General features: G+C 63.3%; 19 protein-coding genes, 2 tRNA genes and 2 pseudogenes. 14 read left to right on the top strand and 9 right to left on the bottom strand.

The genetic code is table 11. From position 1 onward, the window contains the following. Positions 1 to 43: 43 nt before the first annotated feature. Positions 44 to 1,432 (bottom strand): anaerobic C4-dicarboxylate transporter, encoded by a 1,389-nt coding sequence (locus CMASS_RS08050; RefSeq protein ID WP_022863730.1) that lies wholly within the window; start codon positions 1,430 to 1,432, stop codon positions 44 to 46. A 225-nt stretch (positions 1,433 to 1,657) separates the two neighbouring features. After that, entirely contained in the window at positions 1,658 to 4,216 is a 2,559-nt protein-coding gene (gene pepN, locus CMASS_RS08045) for an aminopeptidase N (RefSeq protein WP_022863731.1), read from the bottom strand. Between the two features lie 126 nt (positions 4,217 to 4,342). Here pepN and CMASS_RS08040 point away from each other — a divergent pair, with 126 nt between their 5' ends. Next, complete coding sequence (locus tag CMASS_RS08040; protein ID WP_022863732.1) at positions 4,343 to 4,984, top strand: mycothiol-dependent nitroreductase Rv2466c family protein; 642 nt, start codon at positions 4,343 to 4,345, stop codon at positions 4,982 to 4,984. A gap of 80 nt (positions 4,985 to 5,064) precedes the next feature. Next, positions 5,065 to 5,547 (top strand): ribose-5-phosphate isomerase, encoded by a 483-nt coding sequence (locus CMASS_RS08035; RefSeq protein WP_022863733.1) that lies wholly within the window; start codon positions 5,065 to 5,067, stop codon positions 5,545 to 5,547. Positions 5,548 to 5,753: 206 nt separating this feature from the next. Here CMASS_RS08035 and CMASS_RS08030 read toward each other — a convergent pair whose 3' ends face one another. Together CMASS_RS08030 and CMASS_RS08025 are read right to left on the bottom strand one after the other, a co-directional pair. After that, positions 5,754 to 6,353: a hypothetical protein gene (locus tag CMASS_RS08030; protein WP_022863734.1), complete on the bottom strand. Its 600-nt coding sequence runs from the start codon at positions 6,351 to 6,353 to the stop codon at positions 5,754 to 5,756. A gap of 106 nt (positions 6,354 to 6,459) precedes the next feature. Next, positions 6,460 to 6,864: a hypothetical protein gene (locus CMASS_RS08025; protein ID WP_022863735.1), complete on the bottom strand. Its 405-nt coding sequence runs from the start codon at positions 6,862 to 6,864 to the stop codon at positions 6,460 to 6,462. Positions 6,865 to 7,171: 307 nt separating this feature from the next. On the opposite strand from CMASS_RS08025, the pseudogene CMASS_RS08020 reads away from it, so the two are divergent. Beyond that, positions 7,172 to 7,936, top strand: a pseudogene (locus CMASS_RS08020) (IS256-like element IS1249 family transposase); the annotation flags it as partial. A gap of 21 nt (positions 7,937 to 7,957) precedes the next feature. Here CMASS_RS08020 and CMASS_RS08015 read toward each other — a convergent pair. Further along, positions 7,958 to 9,192, bottom strand: a protein-coding gene (locus CMASS_RS08015) for an IS3 family transposase (protein ID WP_273665894.1) whose coding sequence is annotated in 2 segments (ribosomal slippage) — positions 7,958 to 8,904 and positions 8,904 to 9,192 — 1,236 coding nt in all. Because the reading frame shifts where the segments join, the coding sequence is not laid out codon by codon here. Between the two features lie 42 nt (positions 9,193 to 9,234). On the opposite strand from CMASS_RS08015, the pseudogene CMASS_RS08010 reads away from it, so the two are divergent. Beyond that, positions 9,235 to 9,660: pseudogene (locus CMASS_RS08010) on the top strand (IS1249 family transposase); the annotation flags it as partial. A 115-nt stretch (positions 9,661 to 9,775) separates the two neighbouring features. Here CMASS_RS08010 and CMASS_RS08005 read toward each other — a convergent pair. Then, positions 9,776 to 9,850, bottom strand: a tRNA-Gly gene (locus CMASS_RS08005). Between the two features lie 190 nt (positions 9,851 to 10,040). Here CMASS_RS08005 and CMASS_RS08000 point away from each other — a divergent pair. From CMASS_RS08000 to CMASS_RS07980, 5 genes are all read left to right on the top strand, one after another. Then, a complete protein-coding gene (locus CMASS_RS08000; protein ID WP_027018711.1) occupies positions 10,041 to 11,012 on the top strand; it encodes a hypothetical protein in 972 nt (323 codons plus the stop codon). Between the two features lie 181 nt (positions 11,013 to 11,193). Beyond that, positions 11,194 to 11,267, top strand: a tRNA-Pro gene (locus tag CMASS_RS07995). A 119-nt stretch (positions 11,268 to 11,386) separates the two neighbouring features. Beyond that, entirely contained in the window at positions 11,387 to 12,790 is a 1,404-nt protein-coding gene (tig, locus tag CMASS_RS07990) for a trigger factor (RefSeq protein ID WP_022863208.1), read from the top strand. Between the two features lie 186 nt (positions 12,791 to 12,976). Next, positions 12,977 to 13,579 (top strand): ATP-dependent Clp protease proteolytic subunit, encoded by a 603-nt coding sequence (locus tag CMASS_RS07985; RefSeq protein WP_022863209.1) that lies wholly within the window; start codon positions 12,977 to 12,979, stop codon positions 13,577 to 13,579. Positions 13,580 to 13,602: 23 nt separating this feature from the next. Further along, positions 13,603 to 14,226 (top strand): ATP-dependent Clp protease proteolytic subunit, encoded by a 624-nt coding sequence (locus CMASS_RS07980; RefSeq protein WP_022863210.1) that lies wholly within the window; start codon positions 13,603 to 13,605, stop codon positions 14,224 to 14,226. Positions 14,227 to 14,319: 93 nt separating this feature from the next. Here the strand turns inward: CMASS_RS07980 and fabG are convergent, their stop codons facing one another. After that, positions 14,320 to 15,090 carry a 3-oxoacyl-ACP reductase FabG gene (gene fabG / locus CMASS_RS07975; protein ID WP_022863211.1) on the bottom strand — a complete coding sequence of 257 codons (771 nt, stop codon included), beginning with the start codon at positions 15,088 to 15,090 and terminating at the stop codon, positions 14,320 to 14,322. Positions 15,091 to 15,220: 130 nt separating this feature from the next. Between fabG and CMASS_RS07970 the strand changes: the two genes are divergently transcribed. Together CMASS_RS07970 and clpX are read left to right on the top strand one after the other, a co-directional pair. Next, positions 15,221 to 16,711, top strand: coding sequence for a peptide MFS transporter (locus CMASS_RS07970; RefSeq protein ID WP_022863212.1), 1,491 nt, complete (start codon positions 15,221 to 15,223; stop codon positions 16,709 to 16,711). 60 nt (positions 16,712 to 16,771) lie between these two features. After that, entirely contained in the window at positions 16,772 to 18,079 is a 1,308-nt protein-coding gene (gene clpX / locus CMASS_RS07965; RefSeq protein ID WP_022863213.1) for an ATP-dependent Clp protease ATP-binding subunit ClpX, read from the top strand. Positions 18,080 to 18,122: 43 nt separating this feature from the next. Here clpX and CMASS_RS07960 read toward each other — a convergent pair whose 3' ends face one another. Then, entirely contained in the window at positions 18,123 to 18,929 is an 807-nt protein-coding gene (locus CMASS_RS07960) for a TetR/AcrR family transcriptional regulator (RefSeq protein ID WP_169460806.1), read from the bottom strand. A gap of 190 nt (positions 18,930 to 19,119) precedes the next feature. Between CMASS_RS07960 and CMASS_RS07955 the strand changes: the two genes are divergently transcribed. The 3 genes from CMASS_RS07955 to CMASS_RS07945 are packed head-to-tail and all read left to right on the top strand — an operon-like array spanning position 19,120 to position 23,854. Further along, entirely contained in the window at positions 19,120 to 21,822 is a 2,703-nt protein-coding gene (locus tag CMASS_RS07955) for a valine--tRNA ligase (RefSeq protein ID WP_084684424.1), read from the top strand. Further along, the gene (gene folC, locus CMASS_RS07950; RefSeq protein WP_022863216.1) at positions 21,819 to 23,369 is read left to right on the top strand and encodes a bifunctional tetrahydrofolate synthase/dihydrofolate synthase; all 1,551 of its coding nucleotides are present in this window, start codon (positions 21,819 to 21,821) and stop codon (positions 23,367 to 23,369) included. Before CMASS_RS07955 ends, folC begins: the two co-directional genes overlap by 4 nt. Continuing rightward, positions 23,369 to 23,854, top strand: coding sequence for a DUF4233 domain-containing protein (locus tag CMASS_RS07945; RefSeq protein ID WP_022863217.1), 486 nt, complete (start codon positions 23,369 to 23,371; stop codon positions 23,852 to 23,854). The genes folC and CMASS_RS07945 overlap by 1 nt, the downstream gene beginning before the upstream one ends. 144 nt (positions 23,855 to 23,998) lie before the next feature. Here CMASS_RS07945 and CMASS_RS07940 read toward each other — a convergent pair whose 3' ends face one another. Further along, positions 23,999 to 25,531 carry a purple acid phosphatase family protein gene (locus tag CMASS_RS07940; protein ID WP_022863218.1) on the bottom strand — a complete coding sequence of 511 codons (1,533 nt, stop codon included), beginning with the start codon at positions 25,529 to 25,531 and terminating at the stop codon, positions 23,999 to 24,001. Positions 25,532 to 25,563: the final 32 nt, after the last annotated feature.

Raw genomic sequence — 25,563 nt, 5'->3', positions numbered from 1 at the left:
ACCGGCCGGCAAGCGGGCGTTCGCAGTCTGAGTTATCGCGCTGCTACGGCAGAAGTGCCTGGGCCAGGGCGGTGCCCACCACGCACGAGGTGATGACGGAGATAAAGCCCGGGATGATGAACGAGTGGTTGATCACGAACTTGCCGATGCGCGTGGTGCCCGTCCGGTCGAAGCCGATGCAGGCGAGATCCGATGGATACGTCGGCAGGATGAAGTAGCCGTAGGCGGCGCCGTAGAACCCGACGATGATGGCGGGATCGATGCCCAGCTGCAGGCCGATGGGTGCGATGGCCACCAGCGCGGCGGCCTGGGAGTTGACCAGCTTGGACACGATGAGCAACGCCACGGCGTAGGCCCACGGGGCGGCGGCGACGACATCGCCAAGCCCGGCCTTCAACGCGTCGAGGTGGGACTGGAAGAACGTGTCGGCCATCCACGCCACTCCGAAGACGGAGAACACCGCCGTCATGCCGGCCTTAAACACCTGGGTGGACGCGATCTTTTTGTGGTCGACCTTGCAGGTCAACAGGATGATAGCGCCGGCAACGAGCATGACCATCTGAATGACCAGGTTCATTGAGACGGGGCTGAGCTTGCCGTCCTCGCCCGGTACGAGCGGGCGCAGGAACTCGAAGGCTCCGAGCAGGACCACGCTGGCGATAGCGACCAAGAAGATGACCACAGACCGCTTCGCCTCCGGGGAGAAGGTCTGGCCGATGAGCGAGTGCGAAGAATCCTGGATGGACTTGGCAAACTCCGGGTCCTTGAGCCGTTCCTGGAAGACCGGGTCCTTGTCCAGATCCTTGCCGCGGCGCAGCGACCACAGGGCCGCGAGAATGACGCCGCTGAGCGAGGCCGGAATGGCCACCATGAGGATCTGCGGGATGGAATACGCCTTGTCGATGACCCCGGCGTGCTCCGCCAGGATGGAGGCGAGCGACACGGTGGCCACCGACACCGGGGAGGCGGTAATGCCCATTTGTGCGGAGGTGGACGAGACCGCCATCGGGCGCTCCGGGCGGATGCCTTTCTTCAGCGCGATGTCTTCAATGATGGGAAACATCGTGTAGACCACGTGCCCGGTGCCGCACAAGACGGTGAGGAACCAGGTGGTAATCGGCGCGAGGATGGTGACCCGCTCGGGGTGGGCGCGAAGAATCTTTTCCGCGAATTGCATCATCACTTCCAGGCCGCGGGCCTGTTGGAGAGTGGCCGCACAGCCGATGACCGCGATGATGGTGAGCATCACCGAGACCGGCGGCTCACCCGGTGCCAGGCCGAAGAGGAAGACCATGAGCATCAGCCCGATGCCCGAGATCAGGCCAAGGCCTAGCCCGCCGTAGCGAGTGCCTAGTAGCAGGGCGCCCAGGATGATAAGGATTTGCAGAACGATCGCCACGGCCGAATCGGGGGCGATGAGAGACGCGAGCATGCGTGCGCCTTTCCGCTAGTTCAGAGGTTGGTACATAAGCAGAATATGTACCCGCGGAAAGGCAAAGCCAGCTGCGCGTGCGAGGAAATTATCACAGCGTGACAATTTCTTCGCAGACCCGCCTGCGGAGTATAATCCCAGCGTAACGGGCATACGGTTAGGGAGAAAGCGACGGGGCGCTTTCTCCTCGCCGATTACTTCGCGTACAACCTGCTCCGCCGCGGCCTACTTCTCGGCGTCGTGGCTATTGGTACCGTTCGCGTCGACGGCGCGGTTGCGCAGCGCGCGGGCGGTGCGGTCGCGCTGCTCGGTGACCACGCGGCGCAGCCCGCCCGGCAGATCGCGGCGCAGGAACTCATCGGCACGCGTGAGCGCTTCCTCAGATACGTCCCAGCGCGGGTACGCGCCCGTGACGGTGGTCAGCGCTACCTCGCCGGAAGCGTTGGACCACATCTTCTCGGCGCGCTCGAAGTAGTCCGGAGTAAGCGGCAACAGGTGCTCGGTCGAGCCGGGGTAGGTGAGCCCCTCGAGCTTGTGGCGCAGCTCCAGGTTGCTCAACTCGCCGGAGAAGATCTCCTCCCAGACCTGCTTCTTGTTCGCGTCGGTGTTCTCAGCCGCGCGGGCGCGCAGCGCGGCTTGGCGGCCGCTCGCGGTGTTGTCGCGCTGCTCCTCGGCGGCGATGGTGGCCTCTGGATCGTCCAGCGCGCCGTCAGCGACCAGCGCCGCGATCGCGCGCCAGCGCAGGTCGTTGTCCTCGGAACTAGCCAGCTTGTCCTGCAGGAAAGTACGCGCGGCGTCGTTGAGGTGCACCTTGGTCAGCGCCTGGGTGAAGATGAGCTGGGATTCGGCGTCACGGGAGTGCTCGGCGCCGTCCAAGAGGACATCGGCAAGCTGGCCCCAGCCGGTGGCTTCGGCCCACTGCGGGTCGGCGTAGTTGGTCAGCGCGGTGGTGGCCTGCATGAGGATGCGCTCGAGGACAGCGCGCTCGGTTTCGGCCTGGGCGCCGCGGGCGACCAGTGCGACGAAGTCGCGGGCGCGCATGGTGCCTGCCCGGGTCATCTCCCAGGCGGCGGACCAGATCAGCGTGCGCGCCATCGGATCGGCAATCTTGTCGATGTTCTCCGTAGCGAACCGCAGCGACGCCGTGTCCAAATCCTGCAGGCAGTAGGTGAGATCGTCGTCGTTGACCAGCACCATGTCGGCAGCCGCGACGCCGTTGAGCTGCGGCACCGAGGTGGCCTCGCCGGAGATGTCGAGCTCCACCTGCTGGTAGCGGCGGACGGTGTCGCCCTCCAGGCGGTAGAGTCCCACGGCGATGCGGTGGGTGCGCAGAGTGTCGCCGTACTGCTTGATGCCGAAGTCGGAGTAGGTGCCGTCGTCGGCCACGTTGAACTTTGCGGCAAGCGTGTTCACGCCGGTGGTCTTCAGCCACTGCTGGGCCCAGAAGCTCAAGTCGCGGCCCGAGGCGTCTTCCAAGTGGCCGAGCAGATCGGAAAAGCTGGCGTTATCCCACTGGTGAGCGGCGAAGTGGCGGCGCACTCCGGCGAAGAAGTTTTCCCGACCCACGTACGCCTGCAGCTGCTTGAGCACGCTCGCGCCCTTGGCGTAGGTAATGCCGTCGAAGTTCTGCTCGACGGTCTCGATGTCCGTGGCGTCGGTGGAAATCGGGTGCGTGGTGGGCAGCTGGTCCTGCTGGTAGGCCCAGGATTTTTCCACGTTGGCGAAGGTGACCCAGGCGGTGTCGTACTCGGTTTCTTCTGCCTGCGAGATGGCGGCCGACCAGGTGGCGAAGGACTCGTTGAGCCACAGATCGTCCCACCAGCGCATGGTGACCAGGTCGCCGAACCACATGTGCGCCAGCTCGTGGAGGATGGTGTCCGCGCGGCGCTCGTAGCGGTAGTGCGTGGCCTGGGAGGTGAACACGTACTCGTCGCGGATGGTCACGCACCCGGCGTTTTCCATCGCGCCGGCGTTGAACTCGGGCACGAAGATCTGGTCGTACTTGCCGTACGGGTACGCGTAGCCGAAGTTGCGGTGGTAGAAGTCGAAACCCTGCTTGGTCTCGGTGAACAGGCGCTCGTAGTCCAGGTGGTCCGCCAGCGACTGGCGGCAGTAGATCCCCAGCGGCACCTCGACCGCCTCCGGCTGGCCCTCCGGGGTCTCCGGGTGGTGGGTGAGCTCGCCGCGCCAGGTGGTGGTTTCCTCGTGGTAAGGGCCGGCGCACACCGCGATGAGGTACGTCGACAGCGGGTAGTCCACCTTCGCGCGGGCGGTAGCACCGTCCCAGGTGACGGGGGAGTTGGTGATGACCTTCCAGTCGTCCGGGACGGTAAAGGCTAGGTCGTAGGTGGCCTTCATGTCCGGCTGATCGAAGCAGGCGAACACGCGCTTGGCGTCGGCGGCCTCGAACTGGGTGTAGAAGTAGGTCTTCCCGTCGGCCGGGTCGACGAAGCGGTGCAGGCCCTCGCCGGTGCGGGAGAACGGGATCTTCGCGGTGACCTTCAGCTCGTAGTCCATCTCCTGCAGGCCGGACAGCGGGATGCCATAGGTGGGGTTGTACGCGTTGGTGGGCAGGGGGTTGCCGTTCAAGCGGACATCGACAAGCTCGCCGGCACGCAGGTCGATGAACGTGCTGTCTTTGGCATGCGCCCGGAACGTGGCCGTCGTCGTGGAGACGAAGTACTCCTCGGACGCGGTGAGGTCGAGGTGCACGTCGTAGTGGTGCGCGGTGACCAGCTGGGAACGCTTCGCGGCTTCGTCGCGGGTGAGGTTCACGGAAGTCATGATTAGCCACATCCCTTCGTGTTGGGTGCTTGAGTTTTGGTCAATGCATCCACCCTAAACCGCCGCCTACAGTGGGGTGGGTAACACTCCAGAAATAGTTCACTGACACGGATTGGATGGATGACAATGGCTGAGCCCGTGAAGTTTTGGTTCGACGTCATGTGCCCGTTCGCGTGGGCGACCTCGCGCTGGATCAAAGAGGCGGAGAAGGTCCGCGACATCGAGGTGCAGTTCGTGCCGATGTCCCTGGCCATCTTGAACGACGGCAACGACGACCAGGATGACGACCACAAGAAGGTCATGGAGGCCGCCTGGGGTCCGGCCCGCGTGTTTGCCAAGGTGGCGGATGAAGAGCCAAACAAGGTCGACGCGCTCTACACCGCGATGGGCACCAAGGTGCACGTGGAAGAAAACGACCACCGTCAGGGCTTTGGCGCTTACGACGACATCATCGCCGCCGCGCTCGAGGAGGTCGGCCTCGATGCCTCCTACGCTGAGGTGGCCAACACCGATGCGGTGGATGAGAAGCTCAAGGCGTTCCACGACGAGGCGATTGATAAGGTCGGCGACGACGTGGGTACCCCGGTGGTGGAGATGAAAGGTTCGGCGTTCTTCGGGCCCGTCATCACCCGCATCCCCACCGGGGAGAAGGCAGGTGCGCTTTTCGATGCCGCCGTGGGCCTCGCCGTCGACCCGTACTTCTTCGAGCTCAAGCGCACCCGCACCGAGATGCCGGAGGCGCAAGTGGGTGAGAAGTCCGGCGACTAGACTCTAGGCGTCTCATCCACCGGATATCCGCGCGCTGTCGGCGCGGGCAACGACTGCGAAAAAGGAGCTATTAGACCGCCATGCGTATTTACCTAGGCGCTGACCACGCTGGTTTCGATGCGAAGAAGCTCATCAAGGAACACCTGACCACCGCCGGCCACGACGTGGTCGATTGCGGCGCGCACGAGTACGACGCCAATGACGACTACCCGGCGTTTTGCATCGCCGCCGCGCAGCGCACCGTGGACGATCCGGGCGCGCTCGGCATCGTCCTGGGCGGTTCCGGCAACGGCGAGCAGATCGCGGCGAATAAGGTCAAGGGCGTGCGCTGCGCCCTCGCGTGGTCTGAGGAGACCGCGCGCCTGGCCCGCGAGCACAACAACGCCCAGGTCATCGGCATCGGCGGCCGCATGCACTCCGAGGACGAAATTCTGAAGATCGTCGACGCCTTCGTTGATCAGCAGTGGTCCGAGGCGGAGCGCCACCAGCGCCGCATCGACATCCTCGCCGACTACGAGCGCACCGGCGTCGCGCCGGAGGTGCCGGAGGCTTCTGAGGCGTAGTAGCGCCCGCTTCCCAGCGCGCGTGTTTCAGTGCGCGCTTCCCAGTTACTGATGGCGCGCGAGAAATGAGCCAATTTCGGTCCGATCTTCGCGGTTTTGCGGCGAAAATGGAGCATATCTCGCGCGCGGGAGCTCGGGGCCGCGCAAAGCGCGACTGCGCGGGCGGGGAAGGGACTACACCGCGTGAATTGCCGCAAGTTAGTTTTCTACTTGAGACGGAGCTTGCGTCGGCGACGATACTCGTTGTACTCCTCGAGAGCTTGGTCGACGGTCTTTTCGAAGCTGCCCAGTATCTCCGTCTGCTCCGGATGGGCCGGATACCCAATCCCCTGATAGTCCCTGACCAGAATTAACGCTCCCGCTATTAATTCCCATCGACCGCCTGGCTTGTTCGGATACAGCTGCCTGACCAGGCGGGTTCCCCAATGATCCGCCGGGAATACCGACCATTTGGTCTTCCACAGATCCTCCGAGGCCAACACGTCCTCCTCGATGATCTCTCGGGCGCGTTCCTTCTCCAACTCCCTCTCGGCGATGATCTGGTTCAGCGGCTCGAGATACCGTTCCTTTATCTGGTCGTCGGTCAGCATCCGTGCCTGGTTGAGTAGCTGGTGCCTGGTCAACCCGTCTGCTACCTTTATCCCGGTCTGCTGCGAGTACCGGCGCAGCACCATCGTCTCGTTCGCTGTGAGCAGATCCTCCCACTCCTGCTGCATGCGCTCGTACTGCTCGTCCAACTCCTCGTTGGTCACTGTCATCCCGGCCGCGTCGTAAGCCCGGCGCATCGTTGCTTTCTGCAGAATCATCGTGTAATTCCTCCCAGGTCGAACAGGTAAAACTGGTCTGAATCAATTTTCTTTCGGCGCGCCATACTTGTGAACCACAGGTCACAGCGCACACAGTTTCTGCGCATCACCATGTGCAGTTACCGAAGTCCCGGTCGCGCGGGTCTACCCACTCGCACGGAATAAAGGCGTGCCCAGTAGGCTCCTCCACCTCAGGGATCGGGGTCTCTTCCTCGACAACCGGAGCGGTGTCGCCGTTATACAAACGCACATCCCGGCCTTCCTTTTCGGCCTGCTTGTTCTCCCACCCATCTACGACATGGCCAAAGACCGCTCCGCCCGCAGCAAGCGCACCGCCGCCAAACAGCCACAGGAAACATAGAATGCCGGCCAACACACTGGCGGCACCGAGCTTCCGGCTGCGGATGCCCTTATAAGCACACCAAACGATAATTGCGATAAAGCCGATGCCGAATAGATCAAACGGGACGTGTCCCTCGCCGGTGCTCAAAATGTTGGTTCCGGTGACCACTGGATGCGTCTCCTTCTGCTGTCGAACGTGGGTGGAATCGGCTGAAAGCCTTCAGCCGTAGCGGGCACATCCGAAAGTAGAGAAGGGGCCGGACAGTGGATCGGGGCGGTCGTTCACGCGTTCGGGTGCGGGGATAGCGAAGAACAGGGTTAAGGGTCAAAAAGTGTGTCCGGAATCGCGGATTTTCACGGATTGACCTGTAGGTTTCCGGAAAGTATATGCTCCGGAAGCATATATCTAGCCCCCGACGGGAAATCCTCGGTGTGGCAGCCGTGATGTGCTATGCGCGGCGTGGTGTGGTGTCGCAATGTCGAAGAACCAACCACGCTGCCACTGCGGCGGTGAAATGAAACGCAACGGCACCACCAGCAAAGGCACCACCAGATGGCGCTGCAAACAATGCGGCGCCTCCAGCGTCAAACGTCGAAACGACATCACCAACGCGGCAGTGTTCACCCAGTTCATCGAGCATTGCACCACCGCAATATCACTCGACGACCTAGCCAAACGAAACGGTGTTAGCCGCGCCACCATGAAGCGGCGCTTCAAGTGGTGCTGGCTCGTTGATGTGCCTGACCCCACCGCCGGCCACCACAAGCGGATCTACGACCAGGTATTTCTCGATGGCACCTACACCGCCGGTGGCTGCCTGATCGTCGCGGCGACCATCGACCACGTGATCGCCTGGCACTGGTGCAAACACGAAACCACCCGCGACTACCAACTGCTGCTTGAACGCATCGAAGCCCCACTCATCGCCGTCATCGACGGCGGCCAAGGCGCATACAGCGCAATCAAAAAGTGCTGGCCGACTACGAAAATTCAACGCTGCCTCGTCCACGCCCAACGCGTGGTCCGCCGCTACACCACCACCAACCCACGCACCGATGCCGGGCGCACCATCTACCGACTTGCGCTGAAACTGACCCGGATCACCACACTGGATGAAGCCGCCGCGTGGGGTGTGCAACTGCACGAGTTTTCAACGATCTACCGGGAATGGATGAACGAGAAAACCATGATCAAAGACCCCAAAACAGGTGCATGGACCCGCGTGTGGACCCACCACAATGAAGTGCCCCGAGTTTTGTTCCTAGGCATTTGCCTTGATTTCTATTATTTCTTGCGGCGGGTTCTGCTTCCAAAAATCGGTTTCCACTTCGACTGGGGTTCGGTATCCCAAGCTTTGGTGAAGCCTCATCTCGTTCCACCATGACACCCACTCGAACGTCGCGATTTCTACCTCGACAACATCATCCCACCTGCGAGTATGGATCAGCTCGTTCTTGTAGGAGCCGTTAACGTTTTCAGCCAGAGCATTGTCATAAGAATCCCCGACAGTTCCGGTGGAAGCGGCAATCCCGTGCTGGGCAAGGCGCTCGTTGTAGACCACGCTGACGTACTGCGAGCCGTGATCCGAATGGTGAATGAGACCTGTTGTTTCCTCAGCACACACGATCGCCTGATTAAGAGCTTGCAGCGGCAACGCTTCGGTGCGCATGGAGTCTGATAACGCCCACCCAACGATCCGTCGGGAGTAAACGTCGGTGACAAACGCGGCATACACAAAGCCTTTCTTCGTGCGCACATACGTAATGTCAGCCACCCACAGTTTGTTCGGGCCGGGGGCTTTGAACTCACGCTCGACCAAGTCTGGGCGCAGATCAGGCACGTTAGGCTTACGGGTTGTGAGAGGTGATCTGCCTTTGCCTTTGCCAGAAACACCGGCCAAGCGCATTAAACGGGCAGTTTGTTCACGACCGATATCAATTCCGTCACGGCGGAGAGCATGCCACATTTTCCGTACACCGTAGACACCGTAATTATCCCGATGAACAGTTCTAATGCGTTCGACCAGCACAGCATCACGAAGGCGACGAGCACTTAACCCACGGGCCTTGGACTGGCGATAGCCACGCGAGGTGATAAACCCACCAGCCCGGTTATTCTTCAACGTCTTACAGATGAACTCGACAGAGAAACGACCCCGGAATTCATCGATGAACCGGATCATTTCCGACGTTTTGGGTCGAGTTCCGACGCGAAAAAAGCTGAAGCGGCCTTCAGCAGCTCATTAGTGTCGCGTAGCTCTTGATTTTCACGACGCAGCCTCGCGTTTTCCGCGGCCAAATCTTCAGGCACAGGTTCTGGGATGTTTCCCGCACGACGGGCCTGTTGAGTCCATTGACGGGCCGTATGCCATGAAACCCCCAGCTTTGGAGCTACTGCCTGGCACGCGGCTTGCATCGACATATTTTCTGCCAAGATGCGATCTTCCACGAGACGGACCACACGGTCCTTTGCATCCTGGTCAAATTTTCTTGGCATATTCCAGATTTTCCCATCTACTTAAACGGAACAAAACCTGGGACACTTCACAACGTGCGCAAGGCCTACAACAGCCTCAACCATCTTTGGCGGTCCGAGATGCTGTTTGTCTACCTCAACCCGCCAGCAGGAGTCCTTGCGCCCGAGCGGATCAAATCCACCACCAACAGCTTAGAAGGCGGCATCAACGCCCAGCTCAAACTGCTCGCCAGAACCCACCGCGGCAGATCAGGCGAACGACAACGCCGCATGCTGGATTGGTGGCTCTACTTAAAAACGGAACTGCCTGACGATCCAGTACGAATCGCCAGGCAGTCCGACTGGGGCCAGGGCCAACTCGCCAAAGTATCCACCCTGACCCAAACCGAGAACCAAGCCGACCACGAAACAGGACGCCCAGCCCTCTACGACAACGCTATCGACACCGACTACACCCACTCAATCGGCATTCAAAAAGGCCAAATCTAACCCCCGCGACACGCCGAGCCAGACACACATTTTGACCCTTAACCCGAAGAACAGGTGTGCAAAACGAAATAATGCCGGCCGCGTCGCTTAAAAAGCGCGCTGACCGGCGGAAATTTGGAGGGAATGACGGGAATCGAACCCGCGTCTTCAGCTTGGAAGGCTGAGGTATTAGCCACTATACGACATTCCCACTGCCAGCTTTCGCTGGCGTGGGAGTCAGTGTAGCGCACTCGTCGCGCTAGTAAAAACGCGAGGTGGCAGCGTCGCGCGGCCGGGCGGGCACGGAATCTTCGCGCCGTCGCTATCGTTGTGCCTAGTAGTTAGGGACGTGTTTTAGTACGCGACAGAAGTTAGAACGGTGAAGGCGCTTTATGGGAATTTTGATAACGATCCTCGTGTTGTTCGCTGTCTTCGGCGGTTTCTCGCAGGCGGGTGGGGGACGTCGACAGATCCAGCCGGGCGTTGGGCCTGGTGCAGGCGCAGGCTATGGAGGCGGCGGGTTCCGCTCCAAGCGGCAGATTCGGCAGGATGAAGAAACGCAGCTGGCGGACGCGCAGGCCGATGCACGGCGTTGGGTCGACCGGCTGGGCGGCCAGGTGCTGAACTTGGAGGGCACTGATACCGCCTCTAAGCAGGCGATGGCGGATGCCTCGGAGCGCTACACCGCGGCGCGGTCGGCAATGGCGGATGCGACGACGGTCAAGCAGGCGCGTCTGGCCCGCGAGTCGGCGCTCGAGGGCATGCACTACGTCAACGCGGCCCGCGAGATTATGGGCATGCCGGCAGGGCCGGAGCTGCCACCGCTGGAGGGCCAGCGCAAGGCCGGCAAGGTGACCGAGCGCCGCACTGTCGAGCAGGACGGCAAGCAGCTGACCGCATCGCCGTACGCCTCGCAGGAAACCCCGAACTACTACCCGGGCGGCGTTATTGCCGGTCGCCCGGTGCCGGCCGGCTGGTACTCCTACCCGTGGTGGGCAGGTGCCCTGCAGACCGGCGTGTGGATGATGGGTTACTCCATGTTGTTTAACTCCCTGTTTATGGGTATGTCCGGCGTGGGTTATACCGGCGAGGAAGCAGCGGCCGGTGACTTCGGCGGCGACGCCGGGGATGCCGGGGACGCGGATGCCGGTGACGCGGATGCAGGCGATGCAGGCGACGCTGACGGCGGCGATGCCGATGCCGGGGACGCGGGCGACGGTGACTTTGGTGATGCCGGCGGAGACGACGGCGGCTTCTTCGGCGGCGGAGGAGACGATGGCGGCTTCTTCGGCGGCGGGGGCGATGATGGCGGCGGCTTTTTCGGCGGCGGTGACGACGGCGGCGGGCTGTTCGACTTCGGCTTCGATTTCTAGCTGGCGCGACCAAGCCGTCACTGTCAGCGGGCGGGCACAAGAAAACCGTCTGCGTACTGCATAAAAGGCACGGATCCGGGCTTTACTGGCCCCAGTGATTCGTGCCTTTTGGCGGGATCGGTAAGATATCCCGCGTACCACACCTTTGCGTGTGGGGCATCCCGAACAACGTGGATACCTACGGGGCGTAGCGCAGCTTGGTAGCGCACCTGCTTTGGGAGCAGGGGGTCGCAGGTTCAAATCCTGTCGCCCCGACGTAGGGGGCCTGGGATATTCATTCCAGGCCCTTCGTCACAACACCGGGGCATCGATAAACGCAAGCCTCGCTTGAGCGTGAAGAACTTACAGTTAATAGGAAGCCAGGAGAGTTACTCGTGAAGACCACCGTCGACAAGTTGAGCGACACCCGCGTCAAGCTCACCGTCAACGTTCCGTTCTCGGAGCTCGACAATGAGATCAACCAGGCTTACGCAGCCATCGCACAGCAGGTGCAGATCCCGGGCTTTCGTAAGGGCAAGGCACCGCGCCAGCTTATCGATGCCCGCTTCGGCCGCGGCCCGATCCTCGAGCAGGTAGTCAACGACATGCTGCCGTCCCGCTACGAGCAGGCCGTGCAGGAAAACGATCTCAAGGTCATCGGCCAGCCGGACGTGGACATCTCCAAGATCGAAGACAAGGACTTCGTCGAGTTCACCGCCGAGGTCGACGTCCGCCCGGAGATCGAGGTGCCGGACTTCAGCAAGATGAACGTCACCGTCCCGGCCATCGAGGTCACCGAGGACGACGTCAACGAGCAGCTGTCCCGCCTGCAGGAGCGCTTCGGTGAGCTCAAGGACACCAAGCGCAAGATGAAGACCGGCGACTTCGCGGTCATCGACCTGGACGTCGAGGTGGACGGCGAGAAGATCGAGGACGCTTCCGCCGAGGGCCTCAACTACCGCATTGGCGACGACACCCTGATCAAGGGCCTCGACACCGCACTGCGCGGCATGAAGACCGACGAGGACAACGAGTTCACCACCAAGCTCGAGTCCGGCGAGCACAAGGGCGAGGAAGCCACCGTCAAGGTCCACGTCAAGCAGACTAAGGAGCGTAAGCTGCCGGAGCTTGACGATGATTTCGCCGAGCTCGCTTCCGAGTACGACACCATCGACGAGCTGCGCGAGTCTGTCAAGAGCGAGGTCGAGGAAAACAAGAAGGCCGAGCAGGCCGCCGCAATCCGCGACGAGGTGCTCAAGGCCGCGCTGGAGAAGGTCGACTTCGAGCTGCCGAAGTCCGTCGTTGACGAGCAGGTACACGCCCAGCTCCACCAGGTCATGGGGCAGCTCGCCCACGACGAGAAGGCATTCGCTCGCCTGCTCGAGGCGCAGGGCACCACCCGCGAGCAGTTCGACGAGGATTCCCGTAAGTCCGCGGAGGAGTCCGTGCGCACCCAGCTGTTCCTCGACACCGTTGCGGACGAGGAGAAGCCGGAGGTTTCCCAGCAGGAGCTGGCGGACCACATCATGTTCACCGCCCAGTCCTACGGCATGGACCCGAACCAGTTCATCCAGCAGATTCAGTCCAACGGCCAGATCGGCAACCTGTTCGCGGACGTCCGCCGTGGCAAGGCCCTGGCCGCCGCTATCTGCCGCGTGGACGTCAAGGACGAAGAGGGCAACAAGGTCGATGTCGACCAGTACTTCGGCGAGATCGACGACGAGGACGCAGCGAACGGTTCTGAGAAGACCGAGTCCGACAAGTCCGATGCCGCGGATGCGGAGAAGAAGGACGACTAGTCCCCGCGCCCTCTAGCGGAGTTTAAGCTCAAAGGCCCAGCCACCCATTGTGCTGGGCCTTTTGTGCTTTTCGGGACGGGAAAACCGGCACCCAACGCTGAGAGCGAACATACTTTTGTTGCTTGCGGCTCTTCAGTAATCTGGGTGCCATTACGCACAAAGTGGACCAAGGAGAAAGCTTTACTTATGTCTGATTCGATCCGGATGGATGACGCGTCGGGCCAGGGGATGAGCCTGGGCGATAGCGTCTACGAGCGCCTTCTGCGCGAGCGCATCATCTTCCTGGGCACCCAGGTGGATGACGAGATTGCGAACAAGCTGTGCGCCCAGATCCTGCTGCTGTCGGCAGAGGACCCGGACCGTGACATCTCGCTGTACATCAACTCGCCGGGCGGTTCCGTGACTGCCGGCATGGCTATCTACGACACCATGAAGTACTCGCCGTGCGACATCGCCACCTACGGCATGGGTCTGGCCGCGTCCATGGGCCAGTTCCTGCTCTCCGGCGGCACCAAGGGCAAGCGTTTCGCCCTGCCGCACGCGCGCATCATGATGCACCAGCCCTCCGCCGGCGTCGGTGGCACCGCAGCGGACATTGCCATCCAGGCGGAGCAGTTCGCCGCCACCAAGCGCGAGATGGCCGAACTCATCGCCGAGCACACCGGCCAGTCCTTCGAGCAGATCACGAAGGATTCGGACCGCGACCGCTGGTTCAACGCCCAGCAGGCGAAGGACTACGGCATTGTTGACCACGTCATCGAGACCGTCCGCGGTCCGCTGGCTAACTAGGGTGTAAGGGAGCGATACGAACTATGACTAATATGCAGATGCCTTCTTCCCGCTACGTGGTTCCCTCCTTCGTCGAGCACACCTCGCAGGGCACCAAGGAGATGAACCCCTACGCCAAGCTGTTCGAGGAGCGCATCATCTTCCTGGGCACCCAGGTCGATGACACCTCCGCCAACGACGTCATGGCGCAGCTCCTCGTCCTCGAGGCCATGGACCCGGACCGCGACATCACGCTGTACATCAATTCGCCGGGCGGTTCGTTCACGGCACTGATGGCCATCTACGACACGATGCGCTACGTCCGCCCGGACGTGCAGACTGTGTGCCTGGGCCAGGCGGCTTCCGCAGCCGCGGTCATCCTCGCGGCCGGAGCGCCGGGCAAGCGCGCCGCGCTGCCGAACTCCCGCGTGCTCATCCACCAGCCGGCCACGCAGGGCACCCAGGGCCAGGTTTCCGACCTGGAAATTCAGGCCGCCGAGATCGAGCGCATGCGCAAGCTGATGGAAAACACCCTGGCTGAGCACACCGGCCGCAGCGCCGATCAGGTGCGCATCGACACCGACCGCGACAAGATCCTCACCGCGGAGGAAGCTGTCGAGTACGGCATCATCGACCAGGTCTTTGAGTACCGCAAGCTCAACGCGTAAAACCCCCGCGAAGCGTAAGCGTCGGGATGCCTAAGCGTCCGGCGCCGTAGGTAAAGGCCCGCCTTTTTCGGCGGGCCTTTTGCCGTTTTGCGGTTAGTCCGCGTAGGGCGGAAGGATAGCCTCCGGGGTCTCGGGGAGGAGCTGGCCGCCGTCGACGATGATGGTCTGACCGGTGATGTAGCCGGCCTCGCGGGAGGCGAAGAACGCGGCGGCGCTCCCGATGTCTTCCGGGGTGCCCAGCGCGTGCATCGGGATGGAGCGGCGCATCTGGTCGAGGTAGGTCTCACCCTGATCGGCTAGGCCCTCGGTGAGAATGTTGCCCGGCAGCACGCCGTTGATGGTGATGCCGTCGCGGGCGAACTCCAGCGCGGCGGAGCGCATAAATCCTTGCTGTGCCGCCTTCGACGCGCCATAGTGCGCCCAGCCGGGGAACCCGGTGTGCGAGCCGGTGATAGACGTGGTGATGACGATGCGGCCGTACTTATTCTTCTTCAGGTGCGGCAGGGCTTCCTGGACGACCTTGAAAGTCCCGTGGGTGTTGATGGCGAACATCTTCTCCCACTGCGCGTCGGTCATCTCCTCCAGCGGGCAGTTGGGAAAGACACCGGCGTTAGAGCACACGATTTCCAGCGAGCCGAAGTCATCGACCACGCCGGCAAACAGGTCGCGGACGCTGGCGCGGTCGGTGACGTCCACCGTGCGGGCGTGGACGCCGAGCTCTGCGGCAGTGCGGTTCGCGGCGGCATCGTCAATGTCGGCGATGATGACGGTGGCCCCGGCGTTGTTGAGCTGGGTGGCGATGCCCCGGCCGATGCCTGCGGCACCACCCGTGACCACGGCGACTTGGTTGTCCAGAGAAAACACGGAGTCCTCCTTTTAAGTAGGGGAGCGGAAGACACGGTTTTGCGTGCCTTTAAAGCCCAGCCTAGAAGGCGGAGCGCAGTGGCCGGGGCGTTTTGGAATGCGCAGGTGATCTGTGGTTTAATCCGGGTGCATGACACAGTTCACAGAACCCAAATCGGGTGAGTCGGCTCGCTCCGACGATCGTGCCTTCTTCGGGCACCCGTGGGGCCTGGCAAACCTTTTCGGCGTGGAGATGTGGGAGCGCTTCAGCTTCTACGGCATGCAGTCCATCGTCCTGCTATACATGTACTACGCCGTCACCGACGGCGGTCTCGAGATGCCGAAGGCGATGGCCACCTCCATCGTTGGCGCCTACGGCGGCTTGGTCTACATGGCCTGCCTGCTGGCCTCTCTGGTCAGCGACCGCGTGCTCGGCGCGGAACGCACCCTGTTCTACTCGGCCGTCATGGTCATGGCCGGCCACATCGCCCTGGCCGTTATCCCTGGCATCACCGGCTTGGGCATCGGCCTAGTGCTCATCGCCATCGGCTCCGGCGGCGTGAAGACCACCGCGTCCGTCGTGCTGGGTGCGCTGTACTCGCGCGACGACCCGCGCCGCGACGGTGGTTTTTCCATCTTCTACATGGGTGTGAACATCGGCGCGCTCATCGGCCCGTGGGTGACCACCGCGCTGTGGCGCTGGAAGGGATTCCACTGGGGCTTCGGTATCGCCGCGGTCTTCATGTTCTTCGGCCTGGTGCAGTACACCCTCATGCGCAAGTCCACCGTGAAGGCGGCCGGCCGCGAGGTCCCGAACAAGGTCAGCCGCTCCCAGCTGCTGCTCGGCATCGGCGTGCTAGCGCTCATCGTCGTAGTCAGCACGGTTTTGTTGGCCACGGGGCTGGTCAAGGTGGCGTGGCTGTCCGGCATCGTCACCACCGTCGCGTTCCTGGCGGCCGTGGTTCTGTGGCTGCAGATGTACAACTCCCCGCTGACCACGCGGGAGGAAAAGGGCCGCCTGGTCGGCTTCATCCCGATGTTCATCTCCGGCGTGCTGTTCTTCGGTATCTTCCAGCAGCAGTTCACCGTGATGACCATCTACGCCGACGAGCGGTTGAACCGGAACTTCTTCGGCTGGGAGATCCCGCCGTCACTGGTGCAGTCCATCAACCCGATCTTCATCATCTTGTTCTCCGCCGTCTTCGCTACCATCTGGACGAAGCTGGGGGAGCGCCAGTGGTCCACCCCGGTGAAGTTCGGCGTGGCCAACATCATCATCGGCGCATCGCTCTTCTTCTTCCTGCCGTTTAGCGGCGGCGAGGCGAACTCCACGCCGCTTATCGCGATTGTGTGGATCCTCTTCCTGTTCACCATGGGCGAGCTGTTGCTGTCTCCGGTGGGCAACTCCCTGGCCACCAAGGTCGCGCCGCAGGCATTCCCGTCGCGCATGATGGCCGTCTGGATGATGGCGGTGGCTATGGGCACCTCTCTCGCGGGCACCCTGGCGAACTACTACCACCCGGAGGACGCGGCGGCGGAAAACACCTTCTTTACCGTCTTGGGATTCGCCTCGATTGCCCTGGGCATCGTGCTGCTCATCCTGTCCAAGTGGGTCGTGCGACGCTTCGCCACGTTCCGCTAGACGCACTCTTCCGCGTGGTACGGTGACTCCAGTTAGACCCCACAGACGCGGAAGAGTTTAATGGCACGCATGCAAGAAAGCGCTGATCTGCTCAAGTGTTCTTTTTGTGGCAAGAGCCAAAAGCAGGTGAAGAAGCTCATCGCTGGCGGCGGTGTCTACATCTGCGACGAGTGCATTGAGCTGTGCAACGAAATCATCGAGGAAGAGCTGGGCGCGACCCAGGACGCGGAGAAGAAGGAGGCAGCCGATAAACTGCCCCGCCCGCGCGAGATTTCGGCCTTCCTGGACAAGTACGTCATTGGCCAGGATCAGGCCAAGCGCGTCCTGTCGGTGGCGGTGTACAACCACTACAAGCGCATCCGCGCCGAAGAGAAGGCCGCGGCGCGCTCGTCCCGCCCAACTCGCCGCAGCGCGGAGGACGAGGACCAGGTGGAGATCACCAAGTCCAACATCCTGATGCTTGGGCCTACCGGTTCCGGTAAGACCTACCTGGCCCAGACTCTGGCGCGGATGCTGGACGTGCCGTTCGCTATTGCCGATGCCACCTCGCTCACCGAAGCCGGCTACGTCGGCGAAGACGTGGAAAACATCCTGCTGAAGCTCCTGCAGGCCGCGGACTTCGATGTGGAGCGCGCGCAGCGCGGCATCATCTATGTCGATGAGATCGACAAGATTTCCCGCAAGGGCGACAACCCGTCGATCACCCGTGATGTCTCCGGCGAGGGCGTGCAGCAAGCACTGTTGAAGATCCTGGAAGGCACCGTGGCTGCCATCCCGCCACAGGGCGGGCGCAAGCACCCGAACCAGGAATTCATCCAGCTGGATACGTCCAACGTGCTCTTCATCGTCGCCGGCGCGTTCGCGGGCCTGGAGAAGGTCATCGGCGAGCGCGTGGGCAAAAAGGGCGTGGGCTTCGGCGCCAACCTGGACACCCAGGCCGAGCGCGAGCGGGTCGATCTCTTCTCCCAGGTGCGCCCGGAGGATTTGGTGAAGTTCGGCCTGATCCCGGAGTTCATCGGCCGCCTGCCGGTCGTGGCCACCGTGGACAACCTGGACCGCGAGTCCCTCGTGCGGGTGCTCACCGAGCCGCGCAACAGCCTGGTCAAGCAGTACCAGCAGCTCTTTTCGATGGACGGCGCCGACCTCGTCTTCGAGCCCGCAGCCCTCGACGCGGTGGCGGATCTTGCCCTGGAGCGCAAGACCGGCGCGCGCGGTCTGCGCGCCATCCTGGAAGAGTTGCTCGTGCCGGTCATGTACGACCTGCCGGACCGCGAGGACATCAACACCGTCCGCATCACCGGCGAGGTGGTCACCGACGACGCAGAGCCGGTCTATGAGTACCGCGAGGCCGCCGAGAAGTCGGCCTAAACGTTTCGGGATCTGTTGTCGGGCCACTGGCCATGCTTCGGCCCTAGATCGGCGTCTGCGGTATCTTCTGACTCTTCCGCGAGCTGATTGTCGGGGCCACATCGGCCGTTCGCAGCTCAGCTGCGCTTGCCCCGTGATCGTCAGCGCCGTAAATCCCGTCGCCATGGGAATCGGACAGCTCCCGCGGCAAGAGGTAGCTCGCCTCCCCGTTGTCGGGGATGTTTCCGGTGAGCAGCGATAAGACCGTGTCGACGGCTAGGCGCGTCAGGCCGCGAGTGTTTTCCGGGGTGGCGAGGTCCACGCCCCACACCGCCGTGGCGGTCAGGTGGGTGCTCACGCGGTAGGCCAGGAGTGACCGGGTGATCATGAGGACGTCGTCGGCGGAGATGCCGGGACGGAACGCGCCGGAGTCTTGGCCGCGAATGAGCAAGCGGTTGAGGTGGAGCGCCAGGTCGGTGTCCTCGCGCAGCGTCGGGTACTCGGCGGGGGAGAGAACCGGGTCGATGTTTTCGCGCAGGAGAAGCTGCGTGGCGTCCGGGTTGTTCAGGTAGCGCTCGCAGATGACCATGATCACCGAGTGCATGCCCTCGGCCGGAACGACGAAGGAGTCCTCCAGTTCCGATTTCTCCGGCGACAGGAGGTGCGTCGCGCGCGACAGGGCAGCGCGGTAGAGCCCGCGCTTATCCCCGAACTGGTACGTGATGGCGCGCTTGGTGGTGCGCGCTTTAGCCGCGACCGCGTCCAGGGTGGTGGGGGCGAAACCGTGGCGGCCAAACAGGATGACGGCCACGTCCACCGTCCGGAAGGCCGGATCGTCGGCGCGGTGGCAGGTCTCGGGCGATGTGTGCACGGTCAAGCTGAACCTCCTTCCCCCACAATCGTGCCCGATCGGGGTGGAAAGATGTGGGAATAGGCCCTGCATTGGGGGGACGTGTTGTCTCCTTTGGGGGTGATTTTCTTCCGCGGCCCGTGGTTCTTTCGGCAGGTGGGTGACCGCTAAGATAGTCGGCGTGACTGAGCACAATGGGCTAAACGAGGACATGGTAGGAACCAACCGCGCGGACGCGCTGCCAAAAAGCTGGGAGCCGCAGGCGGTAGAGGCAGACCTCTACGCGCAGTGGGTGGACAAGGGCTACTTCACCCCGAAGGCGGAGTCGGACAAGCCGCCGTACTCCATTGTTTTGCCGCCGCCGAACGTGACGGGACAGCTCCACATGGGGCACGCCTTGGACCACACGCTCATTGATTCGATCATTCGCCGCAAGCGCATGCAGGGCTATAACACTCTCTGGCTGCCGGGGGCGGATCACGCGGGCATCGCCACGCAAACGAAGGTGGAAGCCCACCTGAAGGACACCGAGGGCAAGACTCGGTGGGACTACGACCGCGACGATTTCATTTCCAAGGTCTGGGAGTGGAAGGAAAAGTACGGCGGCACCATTCAGTCGCAGATGCGGGCCATCGGTGATTCAGTTGATTGGTCGCGCGAACGCTTCACGCTTGACGATGGCCTCTCGCGCGCCGTCCAGACCATCTTCAAGCAGCTGTACGATGCCGGCCTTATCTACCGCGCGAACCGGCTGGTCAACTGGTCGCCGGTGCTGGAGACGGCGGTCTCCGACATCGAGGTCGTCTACAAGGACGTCGAGGGCGAGCTGGTGTCCATTCGCTACGGCTCGCTTGACGATGACGAGCCGCACCTCGTCGTCGCCACCACCCGTGTGGAGACGATCCTCGGTGACGTGGCCATCGCCGTGCACCCGGACGACGAGCGCTACGCGGACCTGGTGGGCAAAGAATTCGAGCACCCGCTGCGCCCCGGCCACACCCTGAAGGTGGTCGCGGACGACTACGTCGACCCCGAGTTCGGCACCGGCGCGGTGAAGATCACCCCGGCGCACGACCCGAACGACTACGCGATGGGCCAGCGCCACGACCTAGACATGCCCACCGTCATGGACACGACCGGGCACATCGCCTACACCGACACCGAATTCGACGGCATGACCCGCGAGGAGGCCCGCGTGGCTATCCGCGAGGCGCTCGCCGCGCAGGGCCGCGTGGTCAAAGAAATCCGCCCCTACGTCCACTCCGTGGGCCACTCGGAGCGCTCCGGCGAGGCCATCGAGCCGCGCCTGTCCAAGCAGTGGTTTGTCAAGGTCGAAGAGCTCGCCCGCATGTCTGGCGATGCCGTCCGCGAAGGCGATACCACCATCCACCCGGAGTCGCTGGAGCCGCGCTACTTCGACTGGGGCGACGACATGCACGATTGGTGCATCTCGCGCCAGCTGTGGTGGGGCCACCGCATCCCGATCTGGTACGGCCCGGAGGACCCGAAGACCGGCGAGCGCGACATCGTGTGCGTGGGCCCGGATGAAAAGGCTCCGGAAGGCTACGAGCAGGACCCGGACGTTCTGGACACCTGGTTCTCCTCGGCGCTGTGGCCGTTTTCCACGCTCGGCTGGCCGGAGGACACCCCGGATCTCCGCGCGTTCTACCCGACGAACGTCCTGGTCACCGCCTACGACATCCTGTTCTTCTGGGTTGCGCGCATGATGATGTTTGGCACCTTCGCCAGCACCCAGACTCCGGAGCTTTTGGGCAAGGCCGACGGCGATAGGCCGCAGGTACCGTTCACGGATCTCTACCTCCACGGCCTCGTGCGCGACGAGCAGGGGCGCAAGATGTCCAAGTCGCTGGGCAACGGCATCGATCCGATGGACTGGGTCCGTGACTACGGCGCGGACGCCCTGCGCTTTACGCTCGCACGCGGTGCCAACCCGGGTGTGGATCTGCCGGTGGGCGACGACGCGGCGGCCGCGTCGCGCAACTTCGCCACCAAGATCTACAACGCCACCAAGTTCGCGCTGATGAATGGCGCCGGTGTCGCGCCGCTGCCCAACCGCGATGAGCTGACCGACGCGGACCGCTGGATCCTCGACCGCGTGGAAGAGGTGCGCCAGAAAGTCGACGCCTACCTGGATGACTTCCAGTTCGCCAAGGCCAACGAGCTGCTGTACCACTTCGCGTGGGACGAGCTGTGTGACTGGTACGTCGAGATTGCGAAGGCGCAGATTCCGCGCGACGGTGTTTCCGCCGAGGGCCGCAACACCCAGATCGTTTTGGGCCGCGTTCTCGACGTCGTGTTGCGCCTGCTGCACCCGACCATGCCGTTTGTCACCGAGGTCCTGTGGAAGGCGCTGACCGGTGGCGAGTCGTTGGTCATCGCCAACTGGCCCACTTCCGCGGACACCAACGGCGGCGCCACGCCGGATGAGGTCGCCGCCCGCCGCATCCAGGATGCGGACAAGCTCATTACGGAGCTGCGCCGCTTCCGCGCGGATCAGGGCGTGAAGCCTTCGCAGAAGGTGCCGGGGCGCCTCGACTTCGCCGCCGCGGACTTGGATAACCAGGAGAACCTGATCCGCAACCTGGCCAACATCGAGCCGCCGACGGATGACTTCACCGAGTCCGCCACCATCGAGGTGCGCCTGTCCCAGGCCACCATCGAGGTCGCCGTGGATACCTCCGGGGCCGTCGACGTGGAGGCCGAACGCAAGCGCCTGGAAAAGGACCTGGCCAAGGCGAATAAGGAGCTGGAGCAGACCGGCAAGAAGCTCGCGAACGACAACTTCTTGAACAAGGCGCCGGCCGAGGTCGTAGAGAAGATCCGCGACCGCCAGAAGGTGGCCCAGGAAGAAGTCGAGCGCATTACCGGACGACTGGAGGGACTGCGCAAGTGACAGATACGCCGAACCGCGACGCGGACGACGACATCGAGATCGTCGACGCCCTGAAGGAGGGGACCGCCGGCGGCCCCGTGGAGATCACCGAGTCGGGGCTGACCCTCAACATCGGTGGAGGGGACGACGAGTACTCCGCGCCCGCGCCGGAGGAGGCCTCCCCGGAGGAGCTGCAGGCCCTCGCGCAGGTCGAGGCGGAGCTCAACTCCCGCTGGCCGGAGACCAAGATCGAGCCGTCGCTCGATCGCATCCGGTTGCTTCTGGATTTGCTGGGCAACCCGGAGCAATCCTTCAAGGTCATCCACATCGCCGGCACCAACGGCAAGTCCTCGACCGCCCGAATGGCGGAGTCGCTCCTGCGCGCTTTCCACCGCCGCACCGGGCTGTTTACCAGCCCGCATCTGCAGCGGGTGACCGAGCGCATCGGCATCGACGGCGTGCCCATACACCCGCGCGACTTCGTGCGCATCTGGGGTGAGATCAAGCCGTTCGTGGAGATGGTGGACGAGCGCTCCCAGGCCGACGGCGGCCCCGCGATGTCCATGTTCGAGGTGCTCGTGGCCATGGCGTGCGCCGCGTTTGCCGATGCCCCGGTGGACGTCGCCGTCATCGAAGTCGGCCTCGGCGGCGGGTGGGACGCCACCAACGTGGTGAACGCGGATGTCTCCGTCATCACCCCGGTGGGCCTGGACCACACCGATTACCTGGGCGAGACGCTCGCGGAGATCGCGAGCGAAAAGGCCGGGATTATCAAAAAGCCGCAGGATGTCGACGATCCCATTACCCCCGAGGAGAACATCGCGGTCATCGCCGAGCAGGATCCGGAGGCCATGGAGGTCATCCTGCGCCGGGCGGTGGAGGTCGATGCGGGCGTGGCCCGCGCCGGCAGTGAGTTCGCCGCGGTGGAATCGCGCATCGCGGTCGGCGGCCAGGAGGTCAACATCCAGGGCCTGGGCGGGCGCTACGAGGACGTGTTCATCCCGCTGGCCGGCGAGCACCAGGCGCGCAACGCGGCGGTGGCGCTCGCGGCGGTGGAGGCGTTCTTCGGCGCCTCGGCGGGTCACCCGCTCGACGTGGCCAGCGTGCGCCACGGCTTCCGGCAGGCGATTTCGCCCGGCCGCTTGGAGCGCGTGCGTACCTCGCCGACGACGTTCATTGATGCCGCGCACAACCCGCACGGCGCCCGCGCCCTCGGGGCGGCGCTGGACCGCGATTTCGACTTTGCCCGGCTCATCGGCGTTGTCGCCGTGTTGGGGGACAAGGACGCGGCGGGCATCCTCACCGCTTTGGAGCCTTACCTCGACGAGGTGGTCATTACCCAGAATTCCTCGCCGCGCGCACTCGACGCGTACGAGCTTGCCGATGCCGCCCGCGACATCTTCGGCGACGAACGCGTCGTCGTGGCGGATGACTTGCCGTCGGCGTACGCCCAGGCGGTCGAGCTGGCGGAGGATTCGGAGATCCAGTCGGGGTCGGGCATCGTGATTACCGGCTCAGTGGTCACGGCCGGCGAAGCCCGGACCATGTTTGGAAAGGAACCCGCGTGATGGTCAAGAAACAGCCCCGTTCCACCCGTCGCCCGGCAAGTCGCCGCCCGGCAAGTCGCCGCGTTTCCCCAGAGGAGATGGGCCCGCTTGGCCCCGGTGAGGCTCCCGTCAAAGACCCGATGAAGGGCCTCAACGGGATGATTTCCGGCTCGCTAGTGATGGAGGGAATCTCCATCCTGCTCGCGCTGTTGGTCGTGCTCAAGGTGGATAATGGCGCGTTGTGGACCACGTTCAACTGGATGTTCATCGCGCTGCTTAGCCTCGTGCACTTCGTCCTGCCGGCGTTCGTAAAAAAGAGTTGGGCCGTGCCGGTCATTCTGGCGGTGCAGGTCATCGGGCTCTTCGGCTTTTTCATCCACTGGTCCGTCGGCGGGGTGGTGCTCATCTTCGCCCTGGTTTGGGGACTGATGCTGCACCTGCGCTCCTCGCTGGTCGCCCGCATGGAGCGCGGCCTTCTGACCACCCAGCACCTCAACCAGAAGTAACCACCCCGCCGACCGATTACTGGGGTTCACTGCAGGAAACGAGATCCTAAGGGCTCAAAACGCGCGCGTTTTGAGCCCTTAGGATCTCAAAACGTGTGCGGGCCGCCGTTGCCACTCTGAAGGCGCGGCGGCCCGCGGTTTCTTTTAGCGGGAGCTGCCGGACAACAGGTTGCTGCTCAGCGAGGAACTGGTGGAGGAAAGCCCGCCGGACAGGCTGCCACCAGGCTGGTTGCCACCAGGCTGATCGCCGCCGTCGCCATCCCCGTTGTTGGCGCCGGAGTTGCCCGCGTCCGTGCCCTCCTTGGCCAGGGTGACCTTGTCCACGATGGAGCCGTCGTCCACGTTGTAGGTGGTCAGCGTCAGAGTGTTCGCGGTGACCTCAACGTTGGTGTAGTCGGGCGTGCGGTCCTGGTTCCAGCGCGCGGTAAACGGAGCGGTCAATCCCTTTTCGGCGGCCTCTTCCTCAGACAGATCCTTGTAGGTCTTCCCAGCGGCCCAGAAGTCGTAGAACTTAGACCCAGATGCGGAGCTGGCGATCATGTACAGCACCTGGCCGTCCTGCGGGTGCAGTACGTCGCCGGCCGCCGGCTTTTCCTCCGGGACGACCGGCTTAGTGCCTTCCATGAGGTAGCTACGGGTGTAGATGTGATCGTGGCCGCCGAGCACTGCATCCACGCCCAGCTCCGACATCACCGGGGTGAGGCCCTCGCGCAGTCGCTTCACATCACCATCGTTTTGATGGTAGGCCTGCGAGAACGGCGAGTGGTGGTAGGTCACCACGACCCAGTCCTTGTCCGCGCCCTTGGAGCCGATGACCTGGCGCAGGTATTCCGCGTGCGAGTCGATGTCCGCGCTGCTGGACAGGTTCGAATCCAGCGAGACGATAAGCGCGTTGCCACGCTCGAAGAAGTAGTCGCGCTCCTTGACCTCGTCGGAGACGTTCGGCCACGAGTAGTTCTGGCGGTACATGTGGAAGTCACGGTTGTCGTGGTTACCGTCGTTGACCGCGAGCGGGAACTGGCGCAGCTGCGCCGGCGACTTGAACGCATCGTGCTGCGCCTGGCTCACGTCGTTGACCTGGTCGCCGGCGGACAGGAGGAAGTCGGTGTCCGGGTGCGCGGCAGTGGCTGTCTCTAGCGCCTTCTTCCAGCCCTTGGTGTCGGCGTCCAGGTCGTGGCTCGCGCCGACCTGCGGATCGCCGAAGAAGAGAAAATTCCAGTCGCCGCTGGACTCGTTGGTGGTGAAGGTCTCCGGGGCTGACCAGCCATGCGCGTCGGAGCCGACCGCGTAGGTGTACTCGGTGCCCGGCTCCAGCCCGGTGACGGTGGCGTCGTAGACGCGGGAAGCGCTGCCGGTCAGCTCACCGGCGGCATCGACACGCTGTGCGTTGTCGGGGAACTGCTTGCCTTGAACATCGCTGGCCTTGGCGATGATCGCCTGCTCGTACTGGTGGCCCAGATCCGACATCCACGTCAGGTGAACCTCAGAGTCAGTGGCGCCGACCTCCAGCACAACGTTCTTGACGGCAGAGTTGACGGCAGAGTTGACCGCAGGGGTGTCTGCGGTGTCATCGGCAAGCGCCGGCGCGGAGGCGGTGACGGCAGCGGCAGAGATGCTCAGTGCGGTAGCGGCAGTGCCCGCCAGGATGCGGGCACGGATGAGGCGGTGAAGTCGCATGGGAATAGGAACCATCTTTCCGGGGCAAAGGT

The organism is Corynebacterium massiliense DSM 45435, from assembly GCF_028609805.1.
In the GTDB taxonomy this organism is placed as follows: domain Bacteria; phylum Actinomycetota; class Actinomycetes; order Mycobacteriales; family Mycobacteriaceae; genus Corynebacterium; species Corynebacterium massiliense.
Note: the sequence above shows the minus strand (reverse complement) of the source record. Positions and strands in the feature narration are given on the sequence as shown.

Coding starts and splice junctions, on each gene's coding strand:
- pepN (WP_022863731.1), bottom strand. CDS start 4,216: ATGACTTCCGTGAACCTCACCCGCGACGAAGCCGCGAAGCGTTCCCAG.
- CMASS_RS08035 (WP_022863733.1), top strand. CDS start 5,065: ATGCGTATTTACCTAGGCGCTGACCACGCTGGTTTCGATGCGAAGAAG.
- CMASS_RS07980 (WP_022863210.1), top strand. CDS start 13,603: ATGACTAATATGCAGATGCCTTCTTCCCGCTACGTGGTTCCCTCCTTC.
- clpX (WP_022863213.1), top strand. CDS start 16,772: ATGGCACGCATGCAAGAAAGCGCTGATCTGCTCAAGTGTTCTTTTTGT.
- CMASS_RS08030 (WP_022863734.1), bottom strand. CDS start 6,353: ATGATTCTGCAGAAAGCAACGATGCGCCGGGCTTACGACGCGGCCGGG.
- CMASS_RS08040 (WP_022863732.1), top strand. CDS start 4,343: ATGGCTGAGCCCGTGAAGTTTTGGTTCGACGTCATGTGCCCGTTCGCG.
- CMASS_RS07970 (WP_022863212.1), top strand. CDS start 15,221: ATGACACAGTTCACAGAACCCAAATCGGGTGAGTCGGCTCGCTCCGAC.
- CMASS_RS07945 (WP_022863217.1), top strand. CDS start 23,369: ATGGTCAAGAAACAGCCCCGTTCCACCCGTCGCCCGGCAAGTCGCCGC.
- CMASS_RS07985 (WP_022863209.1), top strand. CDS start 12,977: ATGTCTGATTCGATCCGGATGGATGACGCGTCGGGCCAGGGGATGAGC.
- CMASS_RS08050 (WP_022863730.1), bottom strand. CDS start 1,432: ATGCTCGCGTCTCTCATCGCCCCCGATTCGGCCGTGGCGATCGTTCTG.
- CMASS_RS07955 (WP_084684424.1), top strand. CDS start 19,120: ATGGTAGGAACCAACCGCGCGGACGCGCTGCCAAAAAGCTGGGAGCCG.
- CMASS_RS07940 (WP_022863218.1), bottom strand. CDS start 25,531: ATGCGACTTCACCGCCTCATCCGTGCCCGCATCCTGGCGGGCACTGCC.